Annotated in this window: 25 protein-coding genes; 11 read left to right on the top strand and 14 right to left on the bottom strand. The window is 73.9% G+C overall.

Annotated elements, in window-relative coordinates; translation table 11 throughout:
• Window positions 1-89 precede the first annotated feature (89 nt).
• Both AQJ66_RS15710 and AQJ66_RS15705 read right to left on the bottom strand, forming a co-directional pair.
• A complete protein-coding gene (locus AQJ66_RS15710; protein WP_061921450.1) occupies window positions 90-803 on the bottom strand; it encodes an ArsR/SmtB family transcription factor in 714 nt (237 codons plus the stop codon).
• A 56-nt stretch (window positions 804-859) separates the two neighbouring features.
• Window positions 860-1,501 (bottom strand): TetR/AcrR family transcriptional regulator, encoded by a 642-nt coding sequence (locus tag AQJ66_RS15705; protein ID WP_061921447.1) that lies wholly within the window; start codon window positions 1,499-1,501, stop codon window positions 860-862.
• Between the two features lie 91 nt (window positions 1,502-1,592).
• Between AQJ66_RS15705 and AQJ66_RS15700 the strand changes: the two genes are divergently transcribed.
• The 3 genes from AQJ66_RS15700 to AQJ66_RS15690 all read left to right on the top strand — a co-directional run bounded on the left by AQJ66_RS15700 (window position 1,593) and on the right by AQJ66_RS15690 (window position 3,827).
• Window positions 1,593-2,744 (top strand): acyl-CoA dehydrogenase family protein, encoded by a 1,152-nt coding sequence (locus AQJ66_RS15700; protein WP_061921735.1) that lies wholly within the window; start codon window positions 1,593-1,595, stop codon window positions 2,742-2,744.
• Window positions 2,745-2,804: 60 nt separating this feature from the next.
• Entirely contained in the window at window positions 2,805-3,092 is a 288-nt protein-coding gene (locus AQJ66_RS15695) for a YiaA/YiaB family inner membrane protein (protein ID WP_061921444.1), read from the top strand.
• A gap of 111 nt (window positions 3,093-3,203) precedes the next feature.
• Window positions 3,204-3,827, top strand: coding sequence for a TetR/AcrR family transcriptional regulator (locus tag AQJ66_RS15690; protein ID WP_061921441.1), 624 nt, complete (start codon window positions 3,204-3,206; stop codon window positions 3,825-3,827).
• A gap of 9 nt (window positions 3,828-3,836) precedes the next feature.
• Here AQJ66_RS15690 and AQJ66_RS15685 read toward each other — a convergent pair whose 3' ends face one another.
• Window positions 3,837-4,298: a MaoC family dehydratase gene (locus tag AQJ66_RS15685; protein ID WP_061921439.1), complete on the bottom strand. Its 462-nt coding sequence runs from the start codon at window positions 4,296-4,298 to the stop codon at window positions 3,837-3,839.
• Between the two features lie 105 nt (window positions 4,299-4,403).
• Between AQJ66_RS15685 and soxR the strand changes: the two genes are divergently transcribed.
• Entirely contained in the window at window positions 4,404-4,862 is a 459-nt protein-coding gene (gene soxR / locus AQJ66_RS15680; RefSeq protein ID WP_061921436.1) for a redox-sensitive transcriptional activator SoxR, read from the top strand.
• 18 nt (window positions 4,863-4,880) lie between these two features.
• On the opposite strand, the gene AQJ66_RS15675 is transcribed toward soxR, so the two are convergent.
• The gene (locus AQJ66_RS15675; protein WP_061921433.1) at window positions 4,881-5,948 is read right to left on the bottom strand and encodes an RNA ligase (ATP); all 1,068 of its coding nucleotides are present in this window, start codon (window positions 5,946-5,948) and stop codon (window positions 4,881-4,883) included.
• Between the two features lie 159 nt (window positions 5,949-6,107).
• Here AQJ66_RS15675 and AQJ66_RS15670 point away from each other — a divergent pair, with 159 nt between their 5' ends.
• Window positions 6,108-6,614, top strand: a complete 507-nt coding sequence (locus AQJ66_RS15670) for a hypothetical protein (protein ID WP_244162833.1) — start codon at window positions 6,108-6,110, stop codon at window positions 6,612-6,614.
• A gap of 271 nt (window positions 6,615-6,885) precedes the next feature.
• Here the strand turns inward: AQJ66_RS15670 and AQJ66_RS15665 are convergent, their stop codons facing one another.
• Window positions 6,886-7,488: a hypothetical protein gene (locus AQJ66_RS15665; protein ID WP_061921428.1), complete on the bottom strand. Its 603-nt coding sequence runs from the start codon at window positions 7,486-7,488 to the stop codon at window positions 6,886-6,888.
• Between the two features lie 257 nt (window positions 7,489-7,745).
• Between AQJ66_RS15665 and AQJ66_RS15660 the strand changes: the two genes are divergently transcribed.
• On the top strand, window positions 7,746-10,562 hold the full coding sequence (locus tag AQJ66_RS15660; protein WP_061921425.1) for a penicillin acylase family protein: 2,817 nt from the start codon (window positions 7,746-7,748) through the stop codon (window positions 10,560-10,562).
• 34 nt (window positions 10,563-10,596) lie between these two features.
• Here AQJ66_RS15660 and AQJ66_RS15655 read toward each other — a convergent pair whose 3' ends face one another.
• Window positions 10,597-11,880, bottom strand: a complete 1,284-nt coding sequence (locus AQJ66_RS15655; RefSeq protein ID WP_061921422.1) for a lipase family protein — start codon at window positions 11,878-11,880, stop codon at window positions 10,597-10,599.
• An 82-nt stretch (window positions 11,881-11,962) separates the two neighbouring features.
• Window positions 11,963-13,183, bottom strand: a complete 1,221-nt coding sequence (locus tag AQJ66_RS15650; RefSeq protein ID WP_061921411.1) for an exo-beta-N-acetylmuramidase NamZ family protein — start codon at window positions 13,181-13,183, stop codon at window positions 11,963-11,965.
• 157 nt (window positions 13,184-13,340) lie between these two features.
• Between AQJ66_RS15650 and AQJ66_RS15645 the strand changes: the two genes are divergently transcribed.
• Genes AQJ66_RS15645 through AQJ66_RS15635 form a run of 3 tightly spaced genes read left to right on the top strand, consistent with a single transcriptional unit; the run spans window position 13,341 to window position 16,414 of the window.
• Window positions 13,341-14,117: an SDR family oxidoreductase gene (locus AQJ66_RS15645; RefSeq protein WP_061921408.1), complete on the top strand. Its 777-nt coding sequence runs from the start codon at window positions 13,341-13,343 to the stop codon at window positions 14,115-14,117.
• Window positions 14,114-15,778: a class I adenylate-forming enzyme family protein gene (locus AQJ66_RS15640; RefSeq protein WP_061921405.1), complete on the top strand. Its 1,665-nt coding sequence runs from the start codon at window positions 14,114-14,116 to the stop codon at window positions 15,776-15,778. Before AQJ66_RS15645 ends, AQJ66_RS15640 begins: the two co-directional genes overlap by 4 nt.
• Before the next feature lie 42 nt (window positions 15,779-15,820).
• On the top strand, window positions 15,821-16,414 hold the full coding sequence (locus tag AQJ66_RS15635) for a TetR/AcrR family transcriptional regulator (protein ID WP_061921402.1): 594 nt from the start codon (window positions 15,821-15,823) through the stop codon (window positions 16,412-16,414).
• 42 nt (window positions 16,415-16,456) lie between these two features.
• Here the strand turns inward: AQJ66_RS15635 and AQJ66_RS15630 are convergent, their stop codons facing one another.
• The 5 genes from AQJ66_RS15630 to AQJ66_RS15610 all read right to left on the bottom strand — a co-directional run bounded on the left by AQJ66_RS15630 (window position 16,457) and on the right by AQJ66_RS15610 (window position 22,259).
• A complete protein-coding gene (locus AQJ66_RS15630; protein WP_061921400.1) occupies window positions 16,457-16,666 on the bottom strand; it encodes a hypothetical protein in 210 nt (69 codons plus the stop codon).
• A gap of 10 nt (window positions 16,667-16,676) precedes the next feature.
• Window positions 16,677-18,026, bottom strand: coding sequence for a type III PLP-dependent enzyme domain-containing protein (locus AQJ66_RS15625; protein ID WP_061921395.1), 1,350 nt, complete (start codon window positions 18,024-18,026; stop codon window positions 16,677-16,679).
• 245 nt (window positions 18,027-18,271) lie between these two features.
• Complete coding sequence (locus AQJ66_RS15620) at window positions 18,272-19,924, bottom strand: PucR family transcriptional regulator (RefSeq protein WP_159052572.1); 1,653 nt, start codon at window positions 19,922-19,924, stop codon at window positions 18,272-18,274.
• Between the two features lie 91 nt (window positions 19,925-20,015).
• Window positions 20,016-21,230, bottom strand: a complete 1,215-nt coding sequence (locus AQJ66_RS15615) for an acyl-CoA dehydrogenase family protein (RefSeq protein WP_061921389.1) — start codon at window positions 21,228-21,230, stop codon at window positions 20,016-20,018.
• A gap of 6 nt (window positions 21,231-21,236) precedes the next feature.
• Entirely contained in the window at window positions 21,237-22,259 is a 1,023-nt protein-coding gene (locus AQJ66_RS15610; protein ID WP_061921386.1) for a phosphotransferase family protein, read from the bottom strand.
• A 277-nt stretch (window positions 22,260-22,536) separates the two neighbouring features.
• Between AQJ66_RS15610 and AQJ66_RS15605 the strand changes: the two genes are divergently transcribed.
• Complete coding sequence (locus AQJ66_RS15605) at window positions 22,537-23,487, top strand: NADP-dependent oxidoreductase (protein ID WP_061921383.1); 951 nt, start codon at window positions 22,537-22,539, stop codon at window positions 23,485-23,487.
• Window positions 23,488-23,524: 37 nt separating this feature from the next.
• On the opposite strand, the gene AQJ66_RS15600 is transcribed toward AQJ66_RS15605, so the two are convergent.
• Together AQJ66_RS15600 and AQJ66_RS15595 are read right to left on the bottom strand one after the other, a co-directional pair.
• Window positions 23,525-24,040, bottom strand: coding sequence for an NUDIX hydrolase (locus AQJ66_RS15600; protein ID WP_061921379.1), 516 nt, complete (start codon window positions 24,038-24,040; stop codon window positions 23,525-23,527).
• A gap of 449 nt (window positions 24,041-24,489) precedes the next feature.
• Window positions 24,490-25,383, bottom strand: a complete 894-nt coding sequence (locus AQJ66_RS15595; RefSeq protein WP_061921732.1) for a DMT family transporter — start codon at window positions 25,381-25,383, stop codon at window positions 24,490-24,492.
• Window positions 25,384-25,771: 388 nt separating this feature from the next.
• Between AQJ66_RS15595 and AQJ66_RS15590 the strand changes: the two genes are divergently transcribed.
• A complete protein-coding gene (locus tag AQJ66_RS15590; protein ID WP_061921376.1) occupies window positions 25,772-26,803 on the top strand; it encodes a hypothetical protein in 1,032 nt (343 codons plus the stop codon).
• Window positions 26,804-26,822: the final 19 nt, after the last annotated feature.

The following is a 26,822-nucleotide window of genomic DNA, read 5'->3' as shown; positions in this document are numbered from 1 at the left end:
GGGGCGCGGGGAACTGCGCGACCAGCCCCCACGCACCCGCACCCGGCACACCACGGAACCCCACTCCCGGCAGCCGCCGCAGGCAACCCTCACTCCCACGCCCCTGGCGACACACCCAGCACGGCCGACAGCTCCCGCGAGCCCAGCGCCGTCACCCGGACCGCCCGCTCCGTACCGATCCGCTCGCACCACCCCGCCTCCAGCGCATGCCGGCACAGCGCGGCCCCCGCCGCCCCCGCCAGGTGAGGGCGCCGCTCGGTCCAGTCGAGGCACGCGCGGGCCGGCGGGCGCCGGCCGGAGAGGTCGAGGGCGATGCCCACCGCACCGAACCACTCCACTCCCGCGTCCGTGAGCGCGAACCCCGTGTCCTGCCGCAGCAGCCCCCGGCGGGTCAGCGCCTCGGTGACCGCGATGCCCAGCCGCCCGGCGAGATGGTCGTAGCAGGTGCGCCCGCGCGCCATCGCGGCCCCCGCGCCGGCCTCGCGCAGGGTGCGCGGAGGGCGCCGGACCGCCGCCGGGGGCACCTGCGCGGCCAGGTCCTCGACGAGCTGCGCCGCGCGCGCGTCGGCCAGCCGTACGTACCGGTGCCGCCCCTGGCGTTCCTCGGCGAGCAGCCCGCCGGCGACCAGCTTCCCCAGGTGCTCGCTCAGCGTGGACGCCGCGACCCCGGCGTGCCGGGCCAGCTCGCCGGCGGTCCAGGCCCGTCCGTCGAGCAGCGCCAGCAGGCACGCGGCCCGGGTCTCGTCGGCGACCAGCGACGCGAGCGAGGCGAGCCCGGCCGCGCGGGAGTCCTTGGTGGTCATGCCCCCAGCATGCGCCAGGGACGCTTCGGCCCCCACCGAACCGTCGTACCCCGGCGCTACACGGTCTCCCGCACCTGCTCGTACTGGAGCGCGAGCCCGTCCAGCAGGGCCGCCAGCCCCGTCTCGAAGGCTCGCTCGTCGATCTTCTCCTGCTGCTCGGCCAGCAGGTGCGCCTGGCCGAGATGGGGATAGTCGGCGGGGTCGTAGGCGCTCGCGTCGTCGACGAAGCCCCCGGCGAACGAACCGAGCGCGGAGCCCATGATGAAGTACCGCATCAGCGCGCCGATGGAGGTCGCCTGGGCCGGCGGCCAGCCCGCCCCGACCATCGCGCCGTAGACCGCGTCGGCCAGCCGCAGCGCCGCCGGGCGGCGCCCGGGGCCGCGGGCCAGGACCGGCACGATGTTCGGGTGGTCGCGCAGGGCTGCCCGGTAGGAGACGGCCCAGTCGTGCAGGGCCGTCCGCCAGTCCCGGCCGCCGTCGAACATCGACAGGTCCACCAGCGCGCTCACCGAGTCGGCGACCGCCTCCAGGATCTCGTCCTTGGTGCGGAAGTGGTTGTAGAGCGAGGGCCCGCTCACCCCGAGTTCGGCGGCCAGCCGCCGGGTGGACACGGCCGCCAGGCCCTCCCCGTCCACGAGATCCCGGGCCGTCTGGACGATCCGGTCGGTGCTGAGGAGGGGCTTGCGCGGTCGGGCCATGGCGCACATAGTAGGGCTGCGACTCGAAACTAGCAGTGCTAATTTAAATGTACGTCTTTCAAGATCTGTATCCGTGTGGGGTGATCGCGTGGTGAACCTGGAGCCGAGCGAGGAGCAGGCCGCCGTGCGGCAGCTCGCCCGGGACTTCGTCGAGCGTGAGATCGCCCCGCACGTTGTCGCCTGGGACCGGGCCGAGGAGGTCGACCGGGGCATCGTGAAGAAGCTCGGCGAGGTCGGCTTCCTGGGGCTGACCATCGACGAGGAGTACGGCGGCTCCGGCGGCGACCACCTCGCGTACTGCCTGGTCACCGAGGAACTGGGCCGCGGCGACTCCTCGGTGCGCGGCATCGTGTCCGTGTCCCTCGGGCTGGTCGCCAAGTCGGTCGCCGCCTGGGGGAGCGAGGAGCAGAAGCGGCGCTGGCTGCCGGGCCTGACGTCCGGCGAGTACGTCGGCTGCTTCGGCCTCACCGAGCCCGGCACCGGCTCCGACGCCGGCAACCTCACCACGCGGGCCGTGCGCGACGGCGGCGACTACGTCCTGAGCGGCACCAAGATGTTCATCACCAACGGCACCTGGGCCGACGTCGTCCTGCTCTTCGCCCGCTCCACGGACGCCCCCGGCCACAAGGGCGTCTCGGCCTTCCTCGTCCCCACCGACACACCCGGTCTGACCCGCCGCACCATCCACGGCAAGCTCGGCCTGCGCGGCCAGGCCACCGCCGAACTGGTGCTCCAGGACGTCCGGGTGCCCGCCTCGGCGCTGGTCGGCGAGGAGGGCAAGGGCTTCTCCGTCGCCATGTCCGCGCTGGCCAAGGGGCGCATGTCGGTGGCCGCGGGCTGCGTCGGCATAGCCCAGGCCGCCCTGGACGCGGCCGTGCGGTACGCCGGCGAGCGCGAGCAGTTCGGCAGGTCCATCGCCCACCACCAGCTGGTCCAGGAGCTGATCAGCGACATCGCCGTCGACGTGGACGCGGCCCGGCTGCTGACCTGGCGGGTCGCCGACCTGATCGACCGCGGGCAGCCGTTCGCCGTCGCGTCCTCCAAGGCCAAACTGTTCGCCTCCGAGGCCGCCGTCCGCGCCGCCAACAACGCCCTGCAGGTCTTCGGCGGCTACGGCTACATCGACGAGTACCCGGCCGGCAAACTCCTGCGCGACGCCCGCGTGATGACCCTGTACGAGGGCACCAGCCAGATCCAGAAGCTGCTCATCGGACGGGCGCTGACCGGGGTCTCCGCGTTCTGAGTACCTCGTCTGAGTATTCCGGCGGATGTGGCGCGGGCCCCGTCCGCCGATGCTCTTCCCATGAGTGACACACCCGTCAAGCAGCAGAGCACGGCCGCCTTCTACGGCCAGGCCGTCGCATCGTTCGCGGTCGCCATGGTGGCCACCACCGTCGGCATCTTCCGGCTGAACGCCGACGCCTGGGTCCGCGGTTTCCTCGGCATCGCCGTCCTCTACCTCGTCACGTCCGCCTTCACGCTCGCCAAGGTGATCCGGGACCGCCAGGAGGCCGGGCAGATCGTCAGCCGGGTCGACCAGGCCCGGCTGGAGAAGCTGCTCGCCGACCACGACCCCTTCGAGAAGATCTGAGCCCGCCGTCCGCCGACCCGCCGCGGCCGCCGCCACGAGCAGCCATGCTAAGCGAGCGCTCACCTTCGGCGGTATGGTGGTGTTCCTGTCACCGAGAGGGGCGAGCGAGCGATGAGTACGGGCCAGGAGACGACCGGCGGCGAGGTCGAGCCGTGGGACGAGGTCACCCCTGACGCGGCCCGGCGGCTCCTCGTCGCCGCCGTGGAGGCCTTCGCCGAGCGCGGCTACCACGCCACGACGACCCGCGACATCGCGGGCCGCGCCGGTATGAGCCCGGCCGCGCTCTACATCCACTACAAGACCAAGGAAGAGCTGCTCCACCGGATCAGCCGCATCGGCCACGACCGTGCGCTGGACATCCTGCGCACGGCCGCCCGGCGCGAGGGCGCCGCCGCGGAGCGGCTCGCCGACGCCGTCAGCTCCTTCGTGCGCTGGCACGCCGGGCGGCGCACCACCGCGCGGGTCGTGCAGTACGAACTCGACGCGCTCGGCCCCGAGGCCCGCGCGGAGATCGTCGCACTGCGCCGCCAGGTGGACGCGGAGGTGCGCGGGATCATCGAGGACGGCGTGGCCTCCGGCGAGTTCGACGTGATCGACGTCAAGGGCACCACCCTCGCCGTGCTGTCGCTGTGCATCGACGTGGCCCGCTGGTTCACCGTGGACGGGCCGCGCACCCCCGAGGAGGTCGGCGCGCTGTACGCCGACCTCGTGCTGCGGATGGTGGGCGCGAAGTAGCCGCCCCGGCTAGAGGTAGTACCGGGACACCGACTCCGCGACGCAGACCGGCTTGTCGCCGCCCTCGCGCTCCACGGTGAACGCGACGGCCACCTGGACGCCGCCCGGCACGTCCTCGACGCCGGTGATCGTCGCCGTGGCGCGCAGCCGGGAGCCGACCGGGACGGGGGCGGGGAAGCGGACCTTGTTGGTGCCGTAGTTCACGCCCATCTTGACGCCCTCGACGCTGATCAGCTGCGGCCCGAACAGGGGGAGCAGGGAGAGCGTGAGGTAGCCGTGGGCGATCGTGGTCCCGAACGGCCCGGACGCGGCCTTCTCCGGGTCGACGTGGATCCACTGGTGGTCCCCGGTGGCCTCGGCGAACAGGTCGATGCGCTTCTGGTCGACCTCCACCCAGTCCGTGTGGCCCAGCTGCTCGCCCACGGCGGCCCTCAGCTCGTCGGGGGAGGTGAAGGTCCTCGGTTCTGCCATGTTCCCGGCCTCTCGCTCGCGTCTCTAAGCAACTGCTTAGCATGGTCGCCGCCGGGGCCCCTGTCAACGGACCCGGCCGGGGCCGGGATGGGTAGGCTCGGGTGAGTGCCCCAGATTCCCGAGAAGATCCACGAGCTGACCGTCGGCCAGGTGTCCGCGCGCAGCGGCGCCGCCGTCTCCGCCCTGCACTTCTATGAGTCCAAGGGCCTGATCAGCAGCCGCCGTACCCCCGGCAACCAGCGCCGGTACAGCCGTGACACCCTGCGCCGGGTCGCCTTCGTCCGGGCGGCGCAGCGGGTCGGCATCCCCCTGGCCACGATCCGCGAGGCGCTCGCGCGACTCCCCGAGGAACGCACCCCGACCCGCGAGGACTGGGCCCGGCTGTCGGAGGCCTGGCGCTCGGAACTCGACGAGCGCATCAGGCAGCTGAACCGCCTGCGCGACCACCTGACCGACTGCATCGGCTGCGGGTGCCTGTCACTGGACACCTGCGTGCTGTCCAACCCGGACGACGTGTTCGGCGAACAGCGGGCGGGTTCGCGCCTGTTGTCCGAGGGGCGGTAGCGGCGGGCGGCCCGGGGCCTACTCGTACTCGGTGCCGCCCTTCCGCGTCAGGTACGCCGGACTGACCGCCTTCGCGATCGCCCGGCCCCCGGTCACCGGGCTGTGGCGCTCCACCGCGGCCCGGATCACGACGCCCTCGCGCAGGTGCAGCCCGCGCCCGGACACCGTCTCCCGCCCGCTCGCGTACTCCAGCACCCGATCGACGTCGTACGGCCCGGCGTACAGCCGTGGCACCACGGGCAGCAGTCCCGCCAGCGACTCGGCCGCGTCCAGCCACCGCACGTGCCCGCCGATCTCCGCCGACACGTCGAACGCCGCGTACCCGAGCGTCTCCCGGCGGCCGTCGGCGCCGTAGGCCAGGTCCTGCACCCCGGCGCCGTACACCTCGCCGAAGACGCCGACCCGCCGTGCCCCGAGGCGCTCGCAGAGCCGCGCCGCGGTCTCGGCCACGCCGTGCGCCCGCACCGCCCGCCAGTACAGGTTCCGCGGATCCTCCTTCAGCGCGAGGGACCTGGCCCCGAAGCCCTTGGAGGACACGTATACCCGGTCCTCGTCGGCCACGTACGTCAGCAGGCACGCCGAACCGTGCAGCTTCTCGGTCAGGACCACATCCTCGCCCGGTGCGAAGACGTCCGGAAACCGCTGGATGTTCTCGATGTCGACCCAGGGCAGCAGATCGGGCGCGGACTCCACGTCGCCGTCCATGGTGGGCGGGACGGGCGGCACCCATTTGGTGATGCCGAGCACCTCCGCGAAGTCGGTCCCCTCCCGCGCGGCCCGCGCCAGGTCCACGCCGGCCAGTGCCGCGGGCCGGCACACGATCCCCTGGGACAGCTCGCCGCGCAGCCGGACCGCCTTGACCCGGTCGGCGTCCGCGCCCGCCAGCCGCCCGGTCAGCCCCAGCTCCTCGATCAGGCCGGCCGGCAGCACGGCCTGCTCGGGGATGTAGACGGCCGCCTCGCCGGTGCGGTACGCGCCCTTGGCGACGACGGCCCGGTACAGCCCCACCTGGGCCAGTTCGAGCGCGTCGGCGTTCGGGTGGTCGTGGACGGTCAGCACTTCGGCGGTGACGCGCAGCGTCGACATCGGGAACTCCTCGGTTCGGTCAGGTCGTTCGGCTCGGTCTCATCGCCTCCCACTGTCGGTACGCAAAAGGGCTGGAGCGAGTCGTTTTGGGCCTGCTAGCGTCCTGATCTTCGGTGGGCGGCAGCGCCGCGCCCGGAGTCACGGACGGGATCCCCTCCCATGACCACACCCGCACTCGCCGGGGCCCTCGCGGACGTCGAGACCCTGTTCAACGGGTTCGCGAGCCCCGCGGAGACCGGCTGCGAGCGCTGTTTCGCCCCGGCCGAGACGGCGTACCTGCGCACGCCGTACACCCGGCTCCCGGCGGATCTGCTGAGCCGCTTCGTGTACAAGGTGCCGGACCACGCGGCCGTCGTGCGCCGCCTGCCGCCGCAGTGCGCCCGGGCCATGGCCGACGGCACCCTGGACCGCGTCGGCTGGGGAGCGCACGGCCTGAGCCGCGTGGACTGGCGGGCCTGGCCGGCCGCACAGGCGGCGGCCGTCGAGGCGTTCGTCCTCGCCTGGTGGCAGGACGTGCTCACGACGCCCGACCCGCCGTACCTCGTCGAGGACGTCTTCGAGACGTGCGCCTCGATCCTGGGCGCCATGGCCCCGCTGCTCGACCGGTGGCAGGCGCATCCAGTCGCCGACGCCCATCTCATGGGCACGGCGCGGTCGTTGCTGTAGCACCTGGTCGACGACGGCTGGCCGTTCACCTGGTGGGACCTCGAGGACGAGGCCGCCGGCGTCGCCGAACTCCAGTCCTGGCTGGCCCGGTCCGCCCCCGGCCGGCTGCGGGCGCGCGGCGAGGCCGACCTCGCCGTCCGCGCCGAACTCCTGGGCCTGCCCCCCGAGGAGCGGTGGAACCATCCCTACTGGTCCGGCGCCCACTGAGCACGGCGCCGCCCGGCGGGGGGTGCGGCATCCCCGGCGCACCCCCCGGTCGCGCTGGCGCCGGTCAGGCCGACATCAGGAGCCGCCCGCGCCGGGCGTGCGCCAGCGCCTGCGGGGTGAGCACCGGACGGGGCACCAGGATGCCGCAGTCCGCGCAGACCGGGCCGGAGGACGGCTCGTGGTCCAGTCCGAACCTCCAGACGAGGCGTTCCCCGCCGCAGACCGGACAGGCCGAGCCCGGCTCGCGGTTGAGCGCGGCGATGATCCGGCGCAGCACCTCGGCCAGCGGCTCGCCGGGGTGCAGCCGGGGGTCGTCGCACCAGGCGACCCCGAACCCGCCCCAGGTCAGCCGGTGCCAGTCGTCCACGCTGCCCGGCCGGCGCAGCCCGTCGTACTTCTCCTTCCTGCGGCGTTCGGCGAACTCGGTCTCGTAGGCCAGCCACACCGCCCGGGCCTCCTCCAGCTCCTCCAGTGCGGCCACGAGCCGCGCCGGGTCGGGAGACCGGTCCTCCGGGCCGAAACCGGCCCGGGAGCACAGATGGTCCCAGGTCGCCCTGTGCCCGTACGGAGCGAACCGCTCCAGGCACTTGCGCAGCGAGTAGCGCCTCAGTGCGAGATCACACCGCGGATCGCGCACCTGTCTCGCCAGACTTCGGAATCCGGCCATCGCCCTGCACCTCCGTCACACCAGCGTCCGCACTTCGGTCGGTTCGGCGTCGCCGTACGGGTTCCGCGCGACGTCGCCGAGTAGACGTATCGACACACGATTCGGCTCCATACGATTTCCGATGCCCTCCCATAAGGCGCCCCGGGTTGACCGCCCGGCATCGGTCCCACGTCCTCCAAAAGTTGACGTATGTTCATCTTCTATCCCGGGGATACCGGCGGTAACATCCCGCCCACCCCCAGCCGGTAGGAGCTGCCATGCCACGGCGCACCCCGCACCACGAGCTGTCCGACAGACTGAGAACTCCCCGCAGGCCCACCGGGTTCCCACGGTTGTCACGGATCCCCGGGTTCCTGAAGACCGCGTCCGTATGCGTTCTCGTCGCCGGACTTCTCTCCCCCCTCACCCAGGCGGCGGCGGCCGACACCGCCACGGCCTCCAACGACTACTGCGGCGGCCAGTGTTCGGACATCCTGCCGCCCGGCGAGAACGGCAACGCCACCCTCGCCCAGATCCTGCTCAACCAGGCCTTCGGCACCCAGCCCGGGCACGCCGAGGACCAGCTCGGCCCCTACGCCGGCCTGGCCACGGGCTACTCGGGCCTCACCGACGCGAAGATCAACACCTTCTTCGACGACGCGTCGTTCGGCGTCCCCTCCGACCAGGTCGCCTCCACCGAGAAGCCGGCCGGCCGCGGTGACGTCACCATCGTCCGCGACAAGAAGACCGGTGTGCCGCACATCACCGGCAGCACCCGCTACGGCACCGAGTTCGGCGCCGGGTACGCGGCCGCCGAGGACCGCCTGTGGCTGATGGACGTCTTCCGGCACGTGGGCCGCGGCCAGCTGACCTCCTTCGCCGGCGGCGCGGCCGCCAACCAGGGCCTGGAGCAGCAGTTCTACCGCAACGCCCCGTACACCGAGGCCGACCTCCAGGCGCAGATCGACAACGCCGTCGCCCACAACGGCGCCCGCGGCCAGCAGGCCCTCGCCGACGCAGACGCCTATCTGGCGGGCATCAACGCCTACATCGACGCCTCCGACAGCGGCCGCTACTTCCCCGGCGAGTACGTCCTGACCGGGCACAAGGACTCCATCACCAACGCCGGCACCATCGACCACTTCAAGATCACCGACCTGGTCGCGCTCGCCTCGGTCGTCGGCTCCCTCTTCGGGTCCGGCGGCGGCGGTGAGGTGAACAACGCCCTGTCCCTGATCGCCGCCCAGTCCAAGTACGGCGTGGCGGAGGGCACCAAGGTCTGGGAGTCCTTCCGCGAGCGCAACGACCCCGAGGCCGTCCTCACCGTCCACGACGGCGAGAGCTTCCCGTACGCCACCCGGCCCGACACCCCCCAGGGCGAGGCCCTGCCCGACGCCGGCTCGGTGACCCAGGAGCCGCTCGTCTACGACCGCACGGGCAGCGCCGGCACCGCGAGCGCGAAGAGCGCCTCCACCACGGCCGCGAAGACCACGCTCGGCTCCGCCAGGCGCGGCATGTCCAACGCCCTCGTGGTCAGCGGCAAGTACACCGCGAGCGGCCACCCCATAGCCGTCTTCGGGCCGCAGACCGGCTACTTCGCCCCGCAGCTGCTCATGCTCCAGGAGATCCAGGGCCCGGGCATCAGCGCCCGCGGCGCCTCGTTCGCCGGTCTGAGCATGTACGTCGAACTCGGCCGCGGCCAGGACTACTCCTGGAGCGCCACCACCTCCGGCCAGGACATCATCGACACCTACGCCGTCGAGCTGTGCCAGGACGACTACCACTACCTCTACCACGGCACCTGCACCGCCATGGACAAGGTCGAGCAGAAGAACGCCTGGAAGCCGACCGTGGCCGACGGCACGGCCGCGGGGTCGTACACCATGCGCGTGTGGCGCACGAAGTACGGCCCGGTGGAGTACCGCGCGACCGTCGGCGGCAAGAAGGTCGCCTACACCAGCCTGCGCTCCTCCTACCTCCACGAGGCCGACTCGATCATCGGCTTCCAGATGCTGAACGACCCGGACTTCGTCAAGGGCCCCAAGGACTTCCAGGCGGCGGCGCAGCACATCAACTACACCTTCAACTGGTTCTACGCCGACTCCCAGCACACCGCCTACTACAACAGCGGCGACAACCCGGCCCGGGCGAGCGGCGTCGACGCCGAGTTCCCGGTCTGGGCGCGGCCGGCGTACGAGTGGCGGAACTGGGACCCGGCCACCAACACGGCCGACTACACCCCGGCCTCCGCCCACCCCAACTCCGTCGACCAGGACTACTACGTCTCCTGGAACAACAAGCAGGCCGAGGACTACACGACCGCCTCCTGGGGCGACGGGTCCGTGCACCGCGGCAACCTGCTCGAGGACCGGGTGAAGAAGCTGGTCGCGGCCGGCGGGGTGACCCGGGCGAAGCTGGTGCAGGCCATGGCTGACGCGGCCCTCGCCGACCTGCGCGCCGAGGACGTCCTGCCGAAGCTGCTCAAGGTCCTCGACTCGGCCCCGCTCACCGATCCCGCGGCGGCCGACGCGGCCGGCAAGCTGAAGGCGTGGGTGAGCGCGGGCGCCCGGCGCACCGAGACCTCGGCGGGCTCCAGGACGTACGCCGATGCCGACGCCATCCGCATCCTGGACGCCTGGTGGCCGCTGCTGGTGAAGGCGGAGTTCGAACCGGGCCTCGGCGGCGACCTGTACACGGCCTTCACCGGCAACCTGCCCGTCGACGAGGCCCCGTCCGCCGGGCACGGCCCCACCGGCTCGCACGCCGGAAGCTCCTTCCAGTACGGCTGGTGGAGCTATGTCGACAAGGACATCCGGGCGGTGCTCGGCGAGTCCGTGCAGGGCGGCCTCGGGCGCAAGTACTGCGGCGGCGGCAGCCTCGCCTCCTGCCGGGACGTCCTGATCGGCACCCTGAAGCAGGCGGCCGGCACGACCGCCGCCCAGGTCTACCCGGGCGACGACCAGTGCTCGGCCGGCGACCAGTGGTGCGCCGACTCGATCGTCCAGCGCACCCTGGGCGGCATCAAGCACGGGAAGATCGGCTGGCAGAACCGGCCGACCTACCAGCAGGTCGTGGAGTACACCTCGCACCGGTGAACCGGTGAACCGGGCGAGGTGACCTGGCGGCGGGTCAGGCGATGCGGCCCGCCGCCAGCACCACCCGGGCCAGTTCGGGGTGCACGATGTCGCTGTGCGCCCCGGCAGGCGGTCCCCCGCGCCGGACCACCGCGGCCGCGTCCACGTTGACGCAGCCGGACGCCGGCAGCGGCCCGCGCAGGGCCGCCGCGAGATCCAGCCGGGCGGTGTCCGGCACCGCCTGCACCCCGTCGTGGCCCATGGCTCCCCACCGGTCGCCGAGCATCCGCCCCAGGGAGAGCCCGCCGATCGAGCGGTCGTCGTCCGAGCAGCGCGAGGCCAGCGGATAGAAGGTGCCGAGCGCCCCGTCGAAGTGCGAGTAGCAGCACACCAGCGGCCCGTCGATCCGCCGGAACCGGTCACCCAGCGCCCCCGCCGCGTCCGGGTCGTGCGGCAGGCGCGCGGCGAACGCGTAGTGCGAGAAAGCCCCCTGGAGCAGCGTCACGGACTTCACGGCGCGCACGCCGCCGGGCAGTCCGCGCAGCGCGAACGCCACCAGCCGCCCGCCGAAGCTGTGCCCGACCAGGTGCACCCGCACCGCCGGGGCCCGGGCGGCCAACTGCCCGACGAACGGCCCCAGTCCGTGCTCGCCGACCGTCCCGGCGCGCCGCTTCATCGTGTAGTACGTCGCCTGGCGCAGCAGTTCCTTCGCGCCGTCCCACGGGTTGGGCAGCGAGAAGTCGGCCGGTGCCCCGGCCAGCGCCCCGGCGAGTTCCGCGCAGGCGGTCGCCGTATCGCACCGGAACACGAGCGGCCCTTCCTCCTCCGGGGTGTCCGCCACCGCGGGCGGCCCCGGCTCGGCCAGCAGCCGCACCAGCCGCCCGAACTCCGCGAGCCCCTCGTCCCCGGCCGGGCGCTCCGCCAGCAGGCCGGCCAGCCGGTCGAGCTCGGCGGCCCGCCCCGGGAAGGCGGCCGACAGGGCCCGCCGGGTGCCCTCGTCCAGCGCCGGACCCGGCGCCGCCACCGCCTCGGCCGCGGCCGCGGAACGCGGGAAGTCGGGGATCGGCTCGTCGCAGAACCGCATCGACGGCCAGATCACCCCGACGTACCCGATCCGCGCCCGCGGGGCGAGCCCCGGCATCGGGGCGAAGAAGCGCCGGTACAGCGCGGTGGCGATCGAACGGTCGTTGTTCCAGCCGTGCGCGAAGACGATCAGGTCACGGACGCCGTGCTCCGTGACCTGCGCCAGCAGCCGGTCGCGTTCGGGGCCGTCCACGTCCCCGTCGGCGTCGAAGGTCAGCTCCCAGTAGGGAGTCACGCTCATCCCAGGATCCGCCATGCCAGGCTCCCTCGTCCCCCCGAAACGATACGATGTGCGCGTATCGTCCTGCCGCGGGGCGAAGTTGGCCATACTGCGCGGCTCACTTGTACAGCAGGTACTTCTTCCGCACCGCCCGGAACCGCGCCAGCTCCTCCTGCCAGGCGCCGGTCACCTCGTCGGGGCCGGCCCCCGCGTCGATCATCGTCCGGACCCGGTCGGAGCCGGTCAGCCTGTCGATCCAGTGGTCCGGGCGCCAGGCGAAGCCGTCCCAGACCTTCCGGGCGGTCACCAGCAGCGCGATCCCGGTGCGCACGGGGTCGTAGGCGGCCCGGTCGTGCACGTGGATCTGGACGCCTCCGACCGTCCTGCCCTGGAACTTCGAGAACGTGGGCGCGAAGTACGCCTCCCGGAACCGCACGCCCGGCAGACCCATCTCGTTCGCCGCCGCGGCCCAGCGGCCGTCGATCCCCTCGGCGCCGAGGAGTTCGAAGGGCCGGGTCGTGCCGCGCCCCTCCGAGAGGTTCGTGCCCTCGAACATGCAGGTGCCGGAGTACACCAGCGCGGTGTCCGGGGTCGGCATGTTGGGGCTCGGCGGCACCCAGGGCAGCCCGGAGGCGTCGTGGAAGTCGGTGCGCCGCCAGCCCGTCATCTCCACGGTGCCCAACCGGACCGGTGTGTCCAGGAACTCGCCGTCGAACAATCGGGCCAGCTCGGCGACGGTCATGCCGTGCGCCTGGGCGATCGGCTTCCGGCCGACGAACGTGGCGAACTCCTCGTGCAGCACCGGGCCCGCGGCCGAGCGGCCGGTGACCGGGTTCGGGCGGTCCAGCACGACGAACCGCTTGCCCGCGAGCGCGGCCGCCTCCATGCAGTCGTACAGGGTCCAGATGTAGGTGTAGAAACGGGCGCCCACGTCCTGGATGTCGAAGACGACCGTGTCGACGCCGGAGGCGGTGAAGACGTCGGCCAGCGGGGCGCCGCTCTTCAGGTAGGTGTCGTAGACCGGCAGGCCGGTCGCCGGGTCGTCGTAGCGGCCCTCGGAGCCGCCGGCCTGGGCGGTGCCGCGGAAGCCGTGCTCGGGGCCGAAGACGGCGGTGAGCCGCACGCGGGGGTCCTCGTGCATGACGTCGACGATGTGCCGGGCGTCCCGGGTGACGCCGGTGGGGTTGGTGACGACGCCGACACGCCCGCCGCCGAGAGCCGCGTAGCCGTCGGCCGCGAGTCTCTCGAAGCCGGTGTGCAGGTGTCCGCCGTGGGGGAGGGGGAGCGGTGTGGCGGCCAGGGTGGCCGAGGCGAGCAGGTTGCGTCGGGACACGGACATGGGGTGGCCTCCGGGGTCTCGCCGGTGCGGGCTGTCGGTGGTCGCTCGCGCGGTTGCCCGCGCCCTTTGAGGTTGGGACGGTTGCCCTTCCCTCACACATACCGACCGGTTAGTCTGGCTCTCGCTGAGCCGAGTGGCGTCGTGTCGAAGGAGACCGATGGTGGAAGCCGTGCAGGATGCGGGAGTGGTCGTCACCGGAGCGGGCGGTGGGATCGGGGCCGCGCTGGCCCGGCGGTTCGCCGCCGAGGGCGCCCGGGTGGTGGTGAACGACCTCGACGCCGAGCGGGCCAAGGCGGTGGCCGAGGAGATCGGCGGGATCGCCGTGCCCGGGGACGCCTCCGCGATCGTCGGCGACGCGCGCGACGCGCTCGGCGGCACCGTCGACGTCTACTGCGCCAACGCCGGCGTCGCCTTCGAGGACGGCGGCGCCGACGGGCCGCTGGCCGACGAGAGGTCCTGGGCGGTGTCCTGGGACGTCAACCTGATGGCGCACGTCCGGGCGGCCCACGCGCTGCTGCCGCACTGGCTGGAGCGCGGGCACGGCCGGTTCGTGTCCACCGTCTCCGCCGCCGGTCTCCTCACCATGATCGGCGCCCCGTCGTACAGCGTCACCAAGCACGGCGCCTACGCCTTCGCCGAGTGGCTGTCCCTCACCTACCGCCACCGGGGCCTGAAGGTGCACGCCATCTGCCCGCAAGGGGTGCGCACCGCCATGCTGGAGGCGACCGGCAGCGCGGGCGACCTGGTGCTCCAGCCGACCGCGATCGAGCCGGAGGCCGTCGCCGACGCCCTCTTCCAGGGCATCGAGGAGGACCGGTTCCTGATCCTGCCGCACCCCGAGGTCGCCGGCTTCTACCGGGTGCGGGCCGCCGACCCCGACCGCTGGCTCACCGGCATGAACCAGCTCCAGCAGAAGTGGGAGGAGGGCCGGTGACCGGCTCCCGGTACGCGGCCCGCCCCTGGCTGGCCCTGCTCACCGACGTCCAGCGCGCCCCGGTCGACCCCGCGGACTCCCTGGTGCACGCCCTGCGCCGGTCCGCCGCCGAGGCCCCCGACCGCCCCTTCCTCGCCTACTTCGACGCCCGCCTCGGCTACCGGGAGGTGGACGAGCTGACCGACTCGGTCGCCGCCCATCTCGCCGAGCGCGGCCTCGGGCGCGGCGACCGGGTCGCCGTCCTGCTGCAGAACTCCCCGCACTTCGTGCTCGCCGTGCTGGGCGCCTGGAAGGCCGGCGCCACCGTCGTGCCGGTCAACCCCATGTACAAGTCGGCCGAGGTCGCCCACGTCCTGCGCGACGGCGAGGTGGCCGCGCTGATCTGCTCCGACCGGGCCTGGGAGTCGTACCTGCGCGCCACGGCCGCCGGCTCGCCGGTGCGGACGGTGCTCACCGCGTGCGAGCGGGACTTCCAGACCCGCGACGACGCCCGCGTCCTCACCTTCGAGCGGCTGCCGCAGGCCGCCGACGCCGACGACCTGGTGGCCGTGGCGCGGCAGGGCGGCAAGGCGCCCGAGGGCCGCGACCCGCACCCGGGGGACATCGCCCTGATCAGCTACACCTCGGGCACCAGCGGCACCCCCAAGGGCGCCACCAACACGCACGCCAACGTCATGTACAACGCCGAGCGGCAGCGCACCGGCCTGGGCCTGCCCGAGGCGCCCGTGTACTTCGCGATGGCGCCGCTGTTCCACATCACCGGCATGGTCTGCCAGCTCGGCGCCTGCCTGAACAGCGCGGGCACGCTCGTGCTCGCCTACCGCTTCGAGGCGGGCGTCGTGCTGGACGCCTTCGCCGAGCACCGGCCGCACTACACCGTCGGCCCCTCGACCGCCTTCATGGCACTGGCCGCCCACCCGGCCGCGACCCCGGACCACTTCTCCTCCTTCCGGGTCATCTCCTCCGGCGGCGCCCCGCTGCCACCCGCCCTGGTGGAGAAGTTCCGGGCCGGCTTCGGGCCGTACATCCGCAACGGCTACGGCCTCACCGAGTGCACCGCCCCGTGCGCCTCCGTGCCGCCCGGCCAGGAGGCCCCGGTCGACCCGGCCTCCGGAACCCTCGCCGTCGGCGTGCCCGGGCCCGACACGGTCGTGCGGATCGTCGACGACGCCGGCGAGGAACTGCCCTTCGGCGAGCAGGGCGAGATCGTCGTCAGCGGACCGCAGGTGGTCCCCGGCTACTGGCGCCGCCCCGACGCCACCGCCGAGACCTTCCCCGGCGGCGAGCTGCGCACCGGCGACATCGGCTTCATGGACCAGCAGGGCTGGCTCTACGTCGTCGACCGCAAGAAGGACATGATCAACGCCTCCGGCTTCAAGGTGTGGCCGCGCGAGGTCGAGGACGTCCTCTACACCCACCCGGCGGTGCGCGAGGCGGCCGTCGTCGGCGTCCCCGACGGCTACCGCGGGGAGACCGTCAAGGCCTACATCAGCCTCCGCCCGGGCGCCGAGGCGGACCCCGGTGAACTCGCCGCGTACTGCAAGGAGAGACTGGCCGCCTACAAGTACCCGCGCCAGGTGGAGATCCTGACCGACCTGCCGAAGACGGCAAGTGGGAAGATCCTCCGGCGGGAACTGCGTTCCCGTACCGGCAACGACTAGCAGCACGGACCACAGCAGCGACAGGAAAGGCAGGTGGCGGCAGTGCCCAGGACGACGGACGGAGACGGCACCCCCGTTCCGCAGCGGCTCCTCGACGCCGCCACCCGCCTCTTCGCCGAGCAGGGCTACGACCGCACCTCGGTGCAGGAGATCGTGGAGGCGGCCGGCGTCACCAAGGGGGCGCTGTACCACTACTTCGGCTCCAAGGACGACCTCCTGCACGAGGTGTACGCGCGCGTGCTGCGCGTCCAGCAGGAGCGCCTCGACCACTTCGCCGGCATGGACGCGCCGATCGAGAAGCGGCTCAGGGACGCGGCGGCGGACGTGGTCGTCACGACGATCGAGAACCTCGACGACGCGATGATCTTCTTCCGCTCCATGCACCACCTGAGCCCGGAGAAGAACAAGCAGGTGCGCGCCGAGCGCCGGCGCTACCACGAACGCTTCCGCGCGCTCATCGAGGAGGGCCAGAAGGAGGGCGTCTTCTCCACGGCGACGCCCGCCGACCTGGTCGTCGACTACCACTTCGGCTCGGTCCACCACCTGTCGACCTGGTACCGCCCCGACGGCCCGCTCACCGGGCAGCAGGTCGCCGACCACCTCGCGGACCTGCTGCTGCGCGCCCTGCGGCCCTGACCCGGGGCCTCTCGTCCGGGCGGCCGCCGCGACGACGGCCGCCTAGTCGATGATCTGCTCGAAGAACAGCACGGCGCTCGCCGCGGTGCCGCCGCCGACGCTCACCGCGACGGGCCACCCCTTGCCGGCCAGGACCGCCAGCACGGTGGCGCCGATCCCGGCCAGCGCGGCGAGCAGGAACACGATCGCCGCACGCTGGGTCAGCAGCGGCCCGTCCCCGCCGGGCCGCTCACGGTCCCCGGTCCGTGGCATCGGTCGCCCCTCACCCGGCGGCGGGGACGGCCACCGGTTCCGCGGCCACCACGGGCGCGCCCGGGTGGTCCGGCACGTGCCACGGGTCCTGCGCGGGACGGACGAGCGTGAACTCCACCCGCCCGCCCGCGCGCACCCGGACGCCGTACACGGCGGGCTCGGGCAGGCTGTTGTAGTGGAACGGGGTGGAGAAGTAGTAGGCGCCCGTGTCCGGTACGGCCACGAGGTCGCCGGGCTCCAGCAGCGGCAGCGCGTGGTCCCGCGCGAGCAGGTCACCGGCGAAGCAGGCGGGCCCCGCGACGTCCTGGCGCACCGGCCGCCCCCGCTTGGCCGTGCCGGACGCGTCGTACGCCTCGATCCGCAGCGGCCAGGCGTCGGGCGCGAACACGGTCCGGGTGGCGACCTGGACCCCGGCGTGGGTGAGGGCGATCGGCCGGCCTCCCGAGGTCTTGGTGTACTCGACGTAGGCGGCCATGAACCCGTTCTTCGCCAGCACGGACCGCCCGAACTCGGTGACGATCCGGTAGCCGCCGGGCCCGAAGAGCGCCGGCGCGTGCGCCTTCAGGCTCCGGACGTACGTGCCGAAGCCGGGGGTGACCGTGTCGTCGGCGAAGTTGACGGGGAGTCCGCCGCCGATGTCGATGCCGTCGACCCGGCCCCGCCCGTACACCGCGTTCACCTCGTCGGCGAACGCGACCGCCTCGGCCACCCCCGCCGCGATGAGGTCGAGCGGGCAGCCCTGGGACCCGGTGTGGGCGTGCACCCGGGTCAGCCACGGATGGTCGCCGAAGGCCCGCACCAGCCGCTCCCGGTTGCCCGGGTCGGCCAGCGGGACGCCGAACTTCGAGGTGCTCGTGGCCGTGCTCATCGCGGCGATGCTGCCCCCGCCGATCTGCGGGTTGATCCGCACCCCGATCCGCGACCGGGAGGGGCGGTCCGCGAGAATGCGGGCGATCCTGTCCAGTTCCTGGAAGCTGTCCGCGTTGACGGCCACGCCGAGCGCCAGGGCCCGTTCGAGCTCCGCACGCGTCTTGGCCGGGGAGTCGAAGACGATCCGCTCGGGCGGGAAGCCGGCCGCCAGCGCCCGGGCCAGTTCGCCGCCGGTGGCGACCTCGCAGCCCATGCCGAGCGCGTTCAGCTCCCTCAGCACGGGGACCAGGCAGTTGGCCTTGGCGGCGAAGGCGTGCAGGGCACCGGGGGCGCCGGCGAAGGCGTCCCGCAGGTCCGCGACGGTCGCGGCGACCCCGTCCAGGTCGACGAACGCGGCGAGCAGGGACTCCTCGGGGTCGAGCAGCCGGTGCCGCACGGCTTCCTGGAGGATGCGTTCGCGCCGGGCGGCGGCGGGCGTCGGAGCGGTCATGATGAGCCTTCCGGTGTCGGGTCGCGGACCCGGGGGAGCCCCCGGGCACACCCCAGGCTGCTCGCCGCGCCCCGGCGCCGTCTTCGTCGCGCGGCCAAGGACTCCGCGGCCCGTGCGACGCCCGGACCCAACGGCACCGGCCGGCGGGCCGGCCTGTTGTGCGCCCCGACGAAAACGGCGCCCGGCCGTCGTGCACCGCGACCGAAAGGGGCCCGGGGCGGGCGGGTCCGCGCGCGGCCCGCACCTCACCTCCTGCCGGTGCCGCCGTCCCGCAGCCGGAGCTCCAGCTGGGCCAGCAGGCGTGCGTCCGGGTCGGCCAGGTCGAGGCCCGAGACCTCGGTGATCCGGCGCAGCCGGTAGTGCAGGGTGTTGCGGTGGACCGCCAGGGCACGGGAGGCGGCGGGCACGTCGCCGAAGTGGTCGAGGTAGGCCCGCAGCGTCTCCACCAGGCGGCCGCCGCCGCGCTCGTCGGACGCGGCCAGCCGGGCCACGGAGGTGCCCGGCGCGAGCGTCACGTCCCGCAGCGCGTCGACGACCTGCATCATGCCCACCGTGTCCGCGACGTCCGCGGTGCGCCCTACGGTGCGGGCACCGCCCGCCCGCGTCAGGGCCCTGAGGGCCAGCTCGGCAGACCGGCGGGACTCCGCCGCCCCCGCGAGCCCCGGCACCACGTCGCCGAGCCCCACCCTCGTCGGCGCCCCGGCGGCCGCCGGCAACTGGGCGGCCAGCGACTCGCCCAGCCGGGCCACCTGGGCTCCGGCCCGGTGCGGGTCGGGGTCGAGCGCCCCCACCAGCACCAGCAGGCGGCCGCCCGCCGGCACGGCCACCGCCCGGTGGCCGAACGCGGCGCAGTGCAGGGTGAGCAGCGCCTGCAGCCGAGCCGGGTCGGCGTCCGGAACACCGGAGCCCGCGCCCACCGCGAGGACGGCACAGGGCTCGTCCACCGCCAGCTCCGCCCGCTCCGCGAGCACCTCCGGCGAGCCGCGCCCCTCCAGCAGCGCACGCGCCGCGTCCTCCGCCAGCCGGCTGCCGGCCCGGCGCGTGCGGTGGTGCAGCAGGTGCGCGGCGGCCGTGCGGGCCGCCGTGCGCAGCACCCCGGACGCGTCCGGGGACAGCGGGCGGCCCGCGACCGCGGCCACCCAGAGGGACCCCAGCACCTCGCCGCCCGCCCGCACGGCACACACCAGGCGCTCCGGGTCCTCCCCCTGCGCCCGCCGGTACAGGACGTCGTCCGTCCCCCACAGGGCGCCGAAGAACCCCGCCTCCCGCATCGCGGCCACCCGGCCGGGCGGCACCCGGCGGCCGAGGATGGTCAGCCGGCGGATGTCGTCCACGTTCTCCTCGGTGGAGGAGTACGCCAGCACCCGCGACTCCGTGTCCTCGATGGTCACCGCGCCGCCGACCAGGGCGGCCACCGCGTCCGCCAGCCCGTCCAGGTCGCCCGGGGCCAGATCGCGGGCGACCGGCAGCGGCGGCGCGCCGGCCGCGGCCAGCCCGGCCCGCACCACGCCGACCAGCTGGGCCCAGGAGCACCAGGCGGTGCGGAACAGCACCGCCGTACCGCACTCCCGGGCGGCCGCCCGCAGGGCCGCCGCGGCCGGCGCGGGCCGGTCCGGCCCGAACACCACGCCCGCGGCACCGGCCTCCCCGGCCCGGCGCAGCACGTCCACCGCGTGGGCCGACCCGGCGTCGACGCCGACCGCGAGCAGCAGCTCGCGCGGCCGGATGCCCGGGTCCAGCACGTCCAGCACGGCCACGCCGGTGACCGCCGCCGCGAGCCCGCCGGGCGCCGCGTCCAGCTCCAGCGCCCCGGAGCCGACGACGGCCAGCAGCTGCTCCAGCGTCACCCCCGGCTCCCCGGCGGCGCCCCACCCCGACGGCGCCCGCAGATCCGTCACGCTTCCCCCTTCCTCGGAAAGAGGTACGACATCACAGACCCGGGGCGCACTCAACGGCGCACCAGGGCACACGGCGGACGGCGGCCGCCGCCTACAGGTACTTCTTCAGCTCCCGTCGCGCCAGCGACCGCTGGTGCACCTCGTCCGGGCCGTCGGCCAGCATCAGGGTGCGGGCGCTCGCGTACAGCTCGGCCAGCGGGAAGTCCTGGCTGACCCCGCCCGCGCCGTGCAGCTGGATCGCGCGGTCCAGGATGCCGACCACCGCGCGCGGGGTGGCGATCTTGATGGCCTGGATCTCCGTGTGGGCGCCCCGGTTGCCGACGGTGTCCATCAGCCAGGCCGTCTTCAGCACCAGCAGCCGCAGCTGCTCCACCGTCACCCGGGCGTCGGCGATCCAGTTCTGCACCACACCCTGCTGGGCCAGCGCCTTGCCGAAGGCCGTCCGGGACACCGCCCGCCGGCACATCAGCTCGATCGCCCGCTCGGCCATGCCGATCAGCCGCATGCAGTGGTGGATCCGGCCCGGGCCCAGGCGTGCCTGGGCGATGGCGAAGCCGCCGCCCTCCTCGCCGATCAGGTTCGACACCGGCACGCGCGCGTGGTCGAAGACCACCTCGGCGTGGCCGCCGTGCGAGTGGTCCTCGTAGCCGAAGACCTGCATCGCGCGCTTGACGGTGACGCCCGGTGTGTCGCGGGGGACCAGGACCATGGACTGCTGGCGGCGGATGTCGGCGCCGTCCGGGTCCGTCTTGCCCATCACGATGAAGATCTTGCAGTCGGGGTTCATCGCCCCGGAGATGTACCACTTGCGGCCGGTGACGACGTACTCGTCGCCGTCGCGTTCGATGAGGGTGGTGATGTTGGTGGCGTCCGAGGAGGCGACCTCCGGCTCGGTCATGGCGAACGCCGAGCGGATCTCGCCGGCCAGCAGCGGTTCGAGCCACTGCTTCTTCTGCCGCTCGTCGCCGAACTGCGCCAGCACCTCCATGTTCCCGGTGTCGGGCGCGGCGCAGTTGGTCGCGGGGGGAGCGAGGTGCGGGGAGCGGCCGGTGATCTCGGCGAGCGGCGCGTACTGCAGGTTCGTCAGCCCGGCGCCGTACTCGGCGTCGGGCAGGAAGAGGTTCCACAGCCCCTGCCTGCGCGCCTCGGCCTTCAGCTCCCCGACCACCGCCGGGGTGTCCCACGGCGAGGCCAGCCGGGCCCGCTGCTCCTCGGCGACCGCCTCGGCCGGGTAGACGTACTCGTCCATGAAGGCGAGGAGTCGGGCCCGCAGTTCCTCGGTACGGGCGTCGAACGCGAAGTCCATGGCTCGTCAGCCTTCCTGGAGAGTGGTCAGTCCGTGGTGGATGAAGACGGGCACCAGTTCGCCGATGCGGTCGAAGCCGCGCCCGACCGTCTGGCCCAGCGTGTACCGGTAGTGGATGCCCTCGAGGATCACCGCGAGCTTGAACCAGGCGAACGCGGTGTACCAGGAGACCGCCGACACGTCGCGCCCCGAGCGCGCGGCGTACCGCTCGATCAGCTCCTCGGGGGAGGGGTGCCCCGGCGCCTCGGCGGTCGTCGAGACGGGGGACCCGGGCAGGCCGAGCGGCCGGCTGTACATCACCAGCAGGCCCAGGTCGGTGAGCGGGTCGCCGAGCGTGGACATCTCCCAGTCGAGGATCGCCCGGATCCGGTCGTCCGGGCCGATCAGCACGTTGTCCAGCCGGTAGTCGCCGTGCACGACCGCGGGCGCCGGGGAGACGGGCAGCCGGCGGCCCAGGGTCGCGTGCAGCTCGTCGATGCCGGGCAGGTCCCGGTTGCGGGAGGCGTCCAGCTGCTTGCCCCAGCGGCGCAGCTGCCGGTCCAGGAAGCCCTCGGGGCGCCCGAAGTCCGCGAGGCCCACGTCACCGGGGTCCACCGCGTGCAGCTCCACCAGCGTGTCCACCAGCGACAGCACCGCGTCGCGGGTGCGCTGCTCACCGAGCGGGGCGAGCTGCCGCGCGGTGCGGTACGGGGTGCCCTCGACGAACTCCATGACGTAGAACGGCGCCCCGAGCACCTCCTCGTCCTCGCACAGCAGCACCGGCCGCGGAACCGGGACGCTCGTCGGGTACAGCGCGCTGATCACCCGGTGCTCGCGCTTCATGTCGTGCGCGGTGGCCAGCACATGGCCCAGGGGAGGACGCCGGACGACCCAGCGGGAGGTGCCGTCGGCCAGCGCGTAGGTGAGGTTCGACCGTCCGCCCTCGATCAGCCGGCCGGTCAGGGGGCCGTCGACCAGACCGGGGCGCTCCCGGTCGAGCAGCGCGCGCAGCCGGTCGAGATCGAGCCCGGGCGGGTGGTCGGCGCTCATACATCACTCCTGTGGACGGGTGAACGGGAACGTGTTCGTGCGAACGGCGGAACGAGAACATCGCTCATGATGCCGACCGGTCGGTATGTAGTCCAGTGCGCGGACCGAACAGGGCGGGAAACGTGACCGGAGCCACGATAGACCGACCGCCGCCGGTGGTCATGGCGCCGCCCTCGGGCGGGTACGGGGACCTGACGGCGGACAGGCTGCCGCGCGGACGGCGCACGGCGGGACACCCCGCTTGCGCGGCGCAGGACTACTCCGGAAGGTCGAGGACATGAAAGGCATCAGCTACAGCCGCTACGGCGGACCCGAGGTGCTGGAGTACGGCGAGGTGCGCGACCCCAAGGTCGGCCCCGACCAGGTGCTGGTCAAGGTGCGCGCCGCCGCCGTCAACCCGGTCGACTGGAAGTGCCGTGAGGGCTACCTCGACTCCCTCCTGGACGCCGTCTTCCCGGTGGTCCCCGGCTGGGACGTCAGCGGGGTCGTCGTCCGGCCCGGCGCCTCCGTGACGGAGTTCGCCGCCGGCGACGAGGTGATCGGATACGTCCGGGAGGACTTCCTGTCCCGGGGCACCTTCGCCGAGTACGTCGCCGCGCCCGTGCGCACGCTGGCCCGCAAGCCGCGCAACCTCTCCTTCGAGGAGGCCGCCGGCCTGCCGCTGGCGGGCCTGACCGCCTATCAGGTGCTCGTCAAGGCGCTCCGGGTGGCACGCGGCGAGACGGTCCTGGTGCACGCGGCGGCCGGCGGGGTGGGCTCGCTGGCCGTCCAGATCGGCGTCCACCTCGGCGCCCGGGTCATCGGCACGGCGAGCGAACGCAACCACGACTTCGTCCGCGGCCTCGGCGGCGAGCCGGTGGCCTACGGCGAGGGCCTGGCCGAGCGGGTGCGCGCCCTGGCCCCCGACGGGGTGGACGCGGTCTTCGACACCATCGGCGGCGACACCCTGAAGACCTCCGCCCACCTGCTCGCCCCCGAGGGGCGGCTGGTCTCGATCGCCGACCCCGAGGTGGTCGCCCACGGCGGCCGCTACTACTTCGTCCGCCCCGACGCCGAGGACCTGGGGAAGCTGTCCGAACTGGCGGAGCAGGGGGTCCTGTCCGTGAACGTGCAGGAGACCTTCCCGCTGGAGCGGGCGGCCGACGCCCACCGGCTGAACCAGGAGGGCCGCACCCGCGGCAAGATCGTGGTGACGGTGGACCGGGACGACGCGGAGGAGGCCTCCTAGCGGTGGAGGTGCGTGCGGGCGACGGCGGGCCGGGACGTCAGCGGCCCGCCCGGAACGCCCGCAGCCTCTCGTACGCCGCGAGCCCGTCCGGGACCCAGTCCCAGTCGCCGAGCCGCCGCTCGACCTCGTCGTCGGCCAGGAAGCCGTGCCACTGGACCTCCTCGGCCTGCGGCCGCACCGGCAGCTCGCAGCGCACCTCGTAGACGGCGGACCACCAGCTCTTCCCGGCCCCGTCGTCGTACAGGAACGTGAAGAGGTGCGCGGGCCGGGGCAGGCCCGTCACGCCCAGTTCCTCCTCCGCCTCGCGCAGCGCCGCCTCGTCGTAGGACTCGCCGGCGCCGACGACTCCGCCGACGAACAGGTCGTACAGGGAGGGGAACACCAGTTTGGTGGCGGTGCGCCGGTGCACGAAGAGCCGTCCGGCCGCGTCCCGGACCTCGACGAACACGGCCCGGTGGCGCAGGCCCCGCGCGTACGCCTCGCCGCGCGGGACCTGCGCGACGACCCGGTCGTGCTCGTCGACGATGTCGAGGATCTCGTCTTCAGGGTTCATGCCGGCATCCAACCAAACCGGCTTCGTGTGCCGGCGGGCGCGTTGCCGCATCGGCACCGCCCGCCGACGTGCCGACGGGCGCCGCGGGCGGGTCGCCGGGCGCAGGCTGAGCCCATCGCGGCCTCGCCGGCGGAACCCGGGCCCGCGGCCGTGGCGGGCGAGGGGGCCGGGCGTACGGGGTGCGCCCGTCGCGGTTCGGGCTCACGCCCTCGGCGGTCCCGGCAGAATGCGCGGCCGTCCCGGCAGAACCCGCAGCCGTCTCGGCCGTAGCCTCTGGCCGCTCCGGCCCGAGCCTGCGGCCCGCGCGGCCAAGCTGTGGCCGTCCCCGGCGGCGCGTGCGGCCCTCCCGCCCGCGAGCCTGCCTCCCTCGCCGGCAGGGCCCGCGGCCGTCTCGGCTGAGACCTCTGCCATGGACCTGGTCCGCCGCCCCCGGGCGGGGCAAGCGCGGGTCAGCGGCGCTGGACGTCCGTCACCAGCTGGGGTTCCGGTGTGCCGCAGGGCATCGCCGGGTGCAGGCCGAGGAGGACGATGCCCGCCACGACCGCCGCCAGACCGCTCGACTCCCAGGCCAGCGCCCCGATGTCGGTGCGCAACCGGTCGCCGAGGAAGCCCACCCCGCACAGGATCCCGGCGAGCGGTTCGGCGGCGGTGAGCGCGGGCAGCGACATCCGCAGGGGGGCGGTCTCGAAGGCGCTCTGCACCAGCACCAGCCCGGTGACGCCGCACGCCAGCACGCCGTAGGGCTGCCAGCCGGTGAACAGCCCGGTGAAGCCGCCCTCCGAGAAGCGGATCGCGCTCACCCGGGTGAGCGCGTCCTGCACGCCGTACAGCAGTCCCGCCGCGGTGGCCAGCAGCACCGGGCCCCAGCTGAGCCGGGACCGTTTGCCGTACGTCGTCAGCACCATCGCGGCGCCGACCATCGCGCCGATGATCAGCCAGTGGCGCAGCGGGTCGGTGACCGCGGTGCCGGCGCGCGGCTCTCCCGCCAGGATGAACGCGCTCACACCGCCCGCGAGCAGCACGAGCCCGGCCCAGCCCTGCCGGCCGAGGGACTGTCTGGTCTGGTGGCGGGACAGGGCCAGAGCGAACAGCAGGTTCGTGGCCAGCAGCGGCTCCACCAGCGAGATCTCGCCCTTGCCGAGCGCGATCGCGCCCAGCACCATGCCCGCCACCATCAGCCCGAGGCCGCCGAGCCAGCGCGGCACCCGCATCAGGTCGAGCAGCAGGCGGAAGGACAGGAAGTCGCTGAGCGGCGCCTTCTCGGCGGCGTTCTGCTGGAGCACGAACCCGAAGCCCAGGCAGCACGCGGCACTCACGGCGAGGACGAGAACCAGAACGGACACGCTGCGTACCTCGATCATCCGGCCGGGCCACGGGTGCGTAGTGGCCGACTGTAGCGCTCCCGGGACCGCATTGCCCCGGAGAGTACCCGGAACCGGGCAGTTGACTCGGCCCGGACATTCCGCCCGGTCCCCGAACGGGGGCCGGCGGGCGGCGGACCGTCCGGCCATGCTGGGCCGCCCGGCCGTCCGGCGCCATGGCGTACGCCACAGACCACCGCCGGAACCCCGCGCCCACGGGTACGGCGCACGGTGCCCACCTGTCTCGATTCCCACACCGGCAAAGGTGGTTGAAGGCAACAACACTCCGGTTCCGCTTGACGCAAACCTTGGCTGGGGGTTTGCTGTGAGTGATCGGCCGATGGCAGCCCGAGAAACAGGAAGTCCTGCGGTGCCCTCCCTCCCGTCCCTGCTCGGCACGCACCGGGCCCCCCTGGAGTCGTCCGGCGACACCGCCCCGGAAGGCCCCGGCGCCCTCGACGGCGCCCGCGCCGACGCGCCGTACGACGCTCCCGGCGAGCCCCTCGGCGACGCCGAACTGCTCGCCGCCCGGGCCGCGCTGGCGCAGGGCCGGTGGCAGGCCGCCCGCTCGCTGCTGCTGCACACCGGCGACGACTGGGACCGCCGCGGCCACCGCGTCACCGTGCTCGCGGCGGAGCCGTACGCCGCCGCCTGGGCCCACGACTGGCTGCTCGCGGAGTCCGAGCCCGGCCCGGGCACAGGGGCCGCCGACGCCGCCACCCTGTACGCCCACGCCCTGGTCGCGCGCGCGTTACGCGGCAAGGAGGACCCCGACCGGGCGCGCGACGCCTGCCGCACCGCCGCCGCGCTCGCCCCGGCCGACCCCACCCCCTGGCTCGGCCTGCTCCTGCTGGCCCGCACCCAGGGCCCGGAGGGCGAACTGCTGCGGGCCTTCGCCGAAGTACGCGCACGCCACCCCGAGCACCACCACGCCCACCACCTGCTCGTCGCCCGGCTGGCCGAGCGGCCCCACGCCGGCCCGGCCGAGTCCCACGAGGTGTACGACCTCGCCGAGCGGGCCGCCGCCGAGGCGCCCGCCGACTCCCCGCTGGCCGTCCTGCCCGTGGTCGCGTACGCCGAGCGCTACCGCGCCCTGGCCGCCACCGGTCTCGCCCCCGCCGACCCGGCCGCCTGCGCGCACTGGTCCGGCCCCCGGGCCCGCCGGATCCTGCGCGCCGCCTTCGACTGGTGGCTGGAGTGGGAGCACGACGAGCACCCCCGCCGCCACATCGACCTCAACCACCTCGCCTTCGCCATGTCCTGCGCCGGGCGCCGGGCCGAGGCGGCGGCCCTCTTCGGCCGCATCGGCCGCCACGCCACCACGGCCCCCTGGTCCTACCCGCACCGCGACCCGCACCCGGCCTTCCACGCGGCCCGCGCCCGCGCCCTGGGGCGGGCCTGAGACATCCGCGCGGACCGGA

Origin of the sequence: Streptomyces bungoensis, assembly GCF_001514215.1 — a bacterium.
Classification (GTDB): domain Bacteria; phylum Actinomycetota; class Actinomycetes; order Streptomycetales; family Streptomycetaceae; genus Streptomyces; species Streptomyces bungoensis.
Note: the sequence above shows the minus strand (reverse complement) of the source record. Positions and strands in the feature narration are given on the sequence as shown.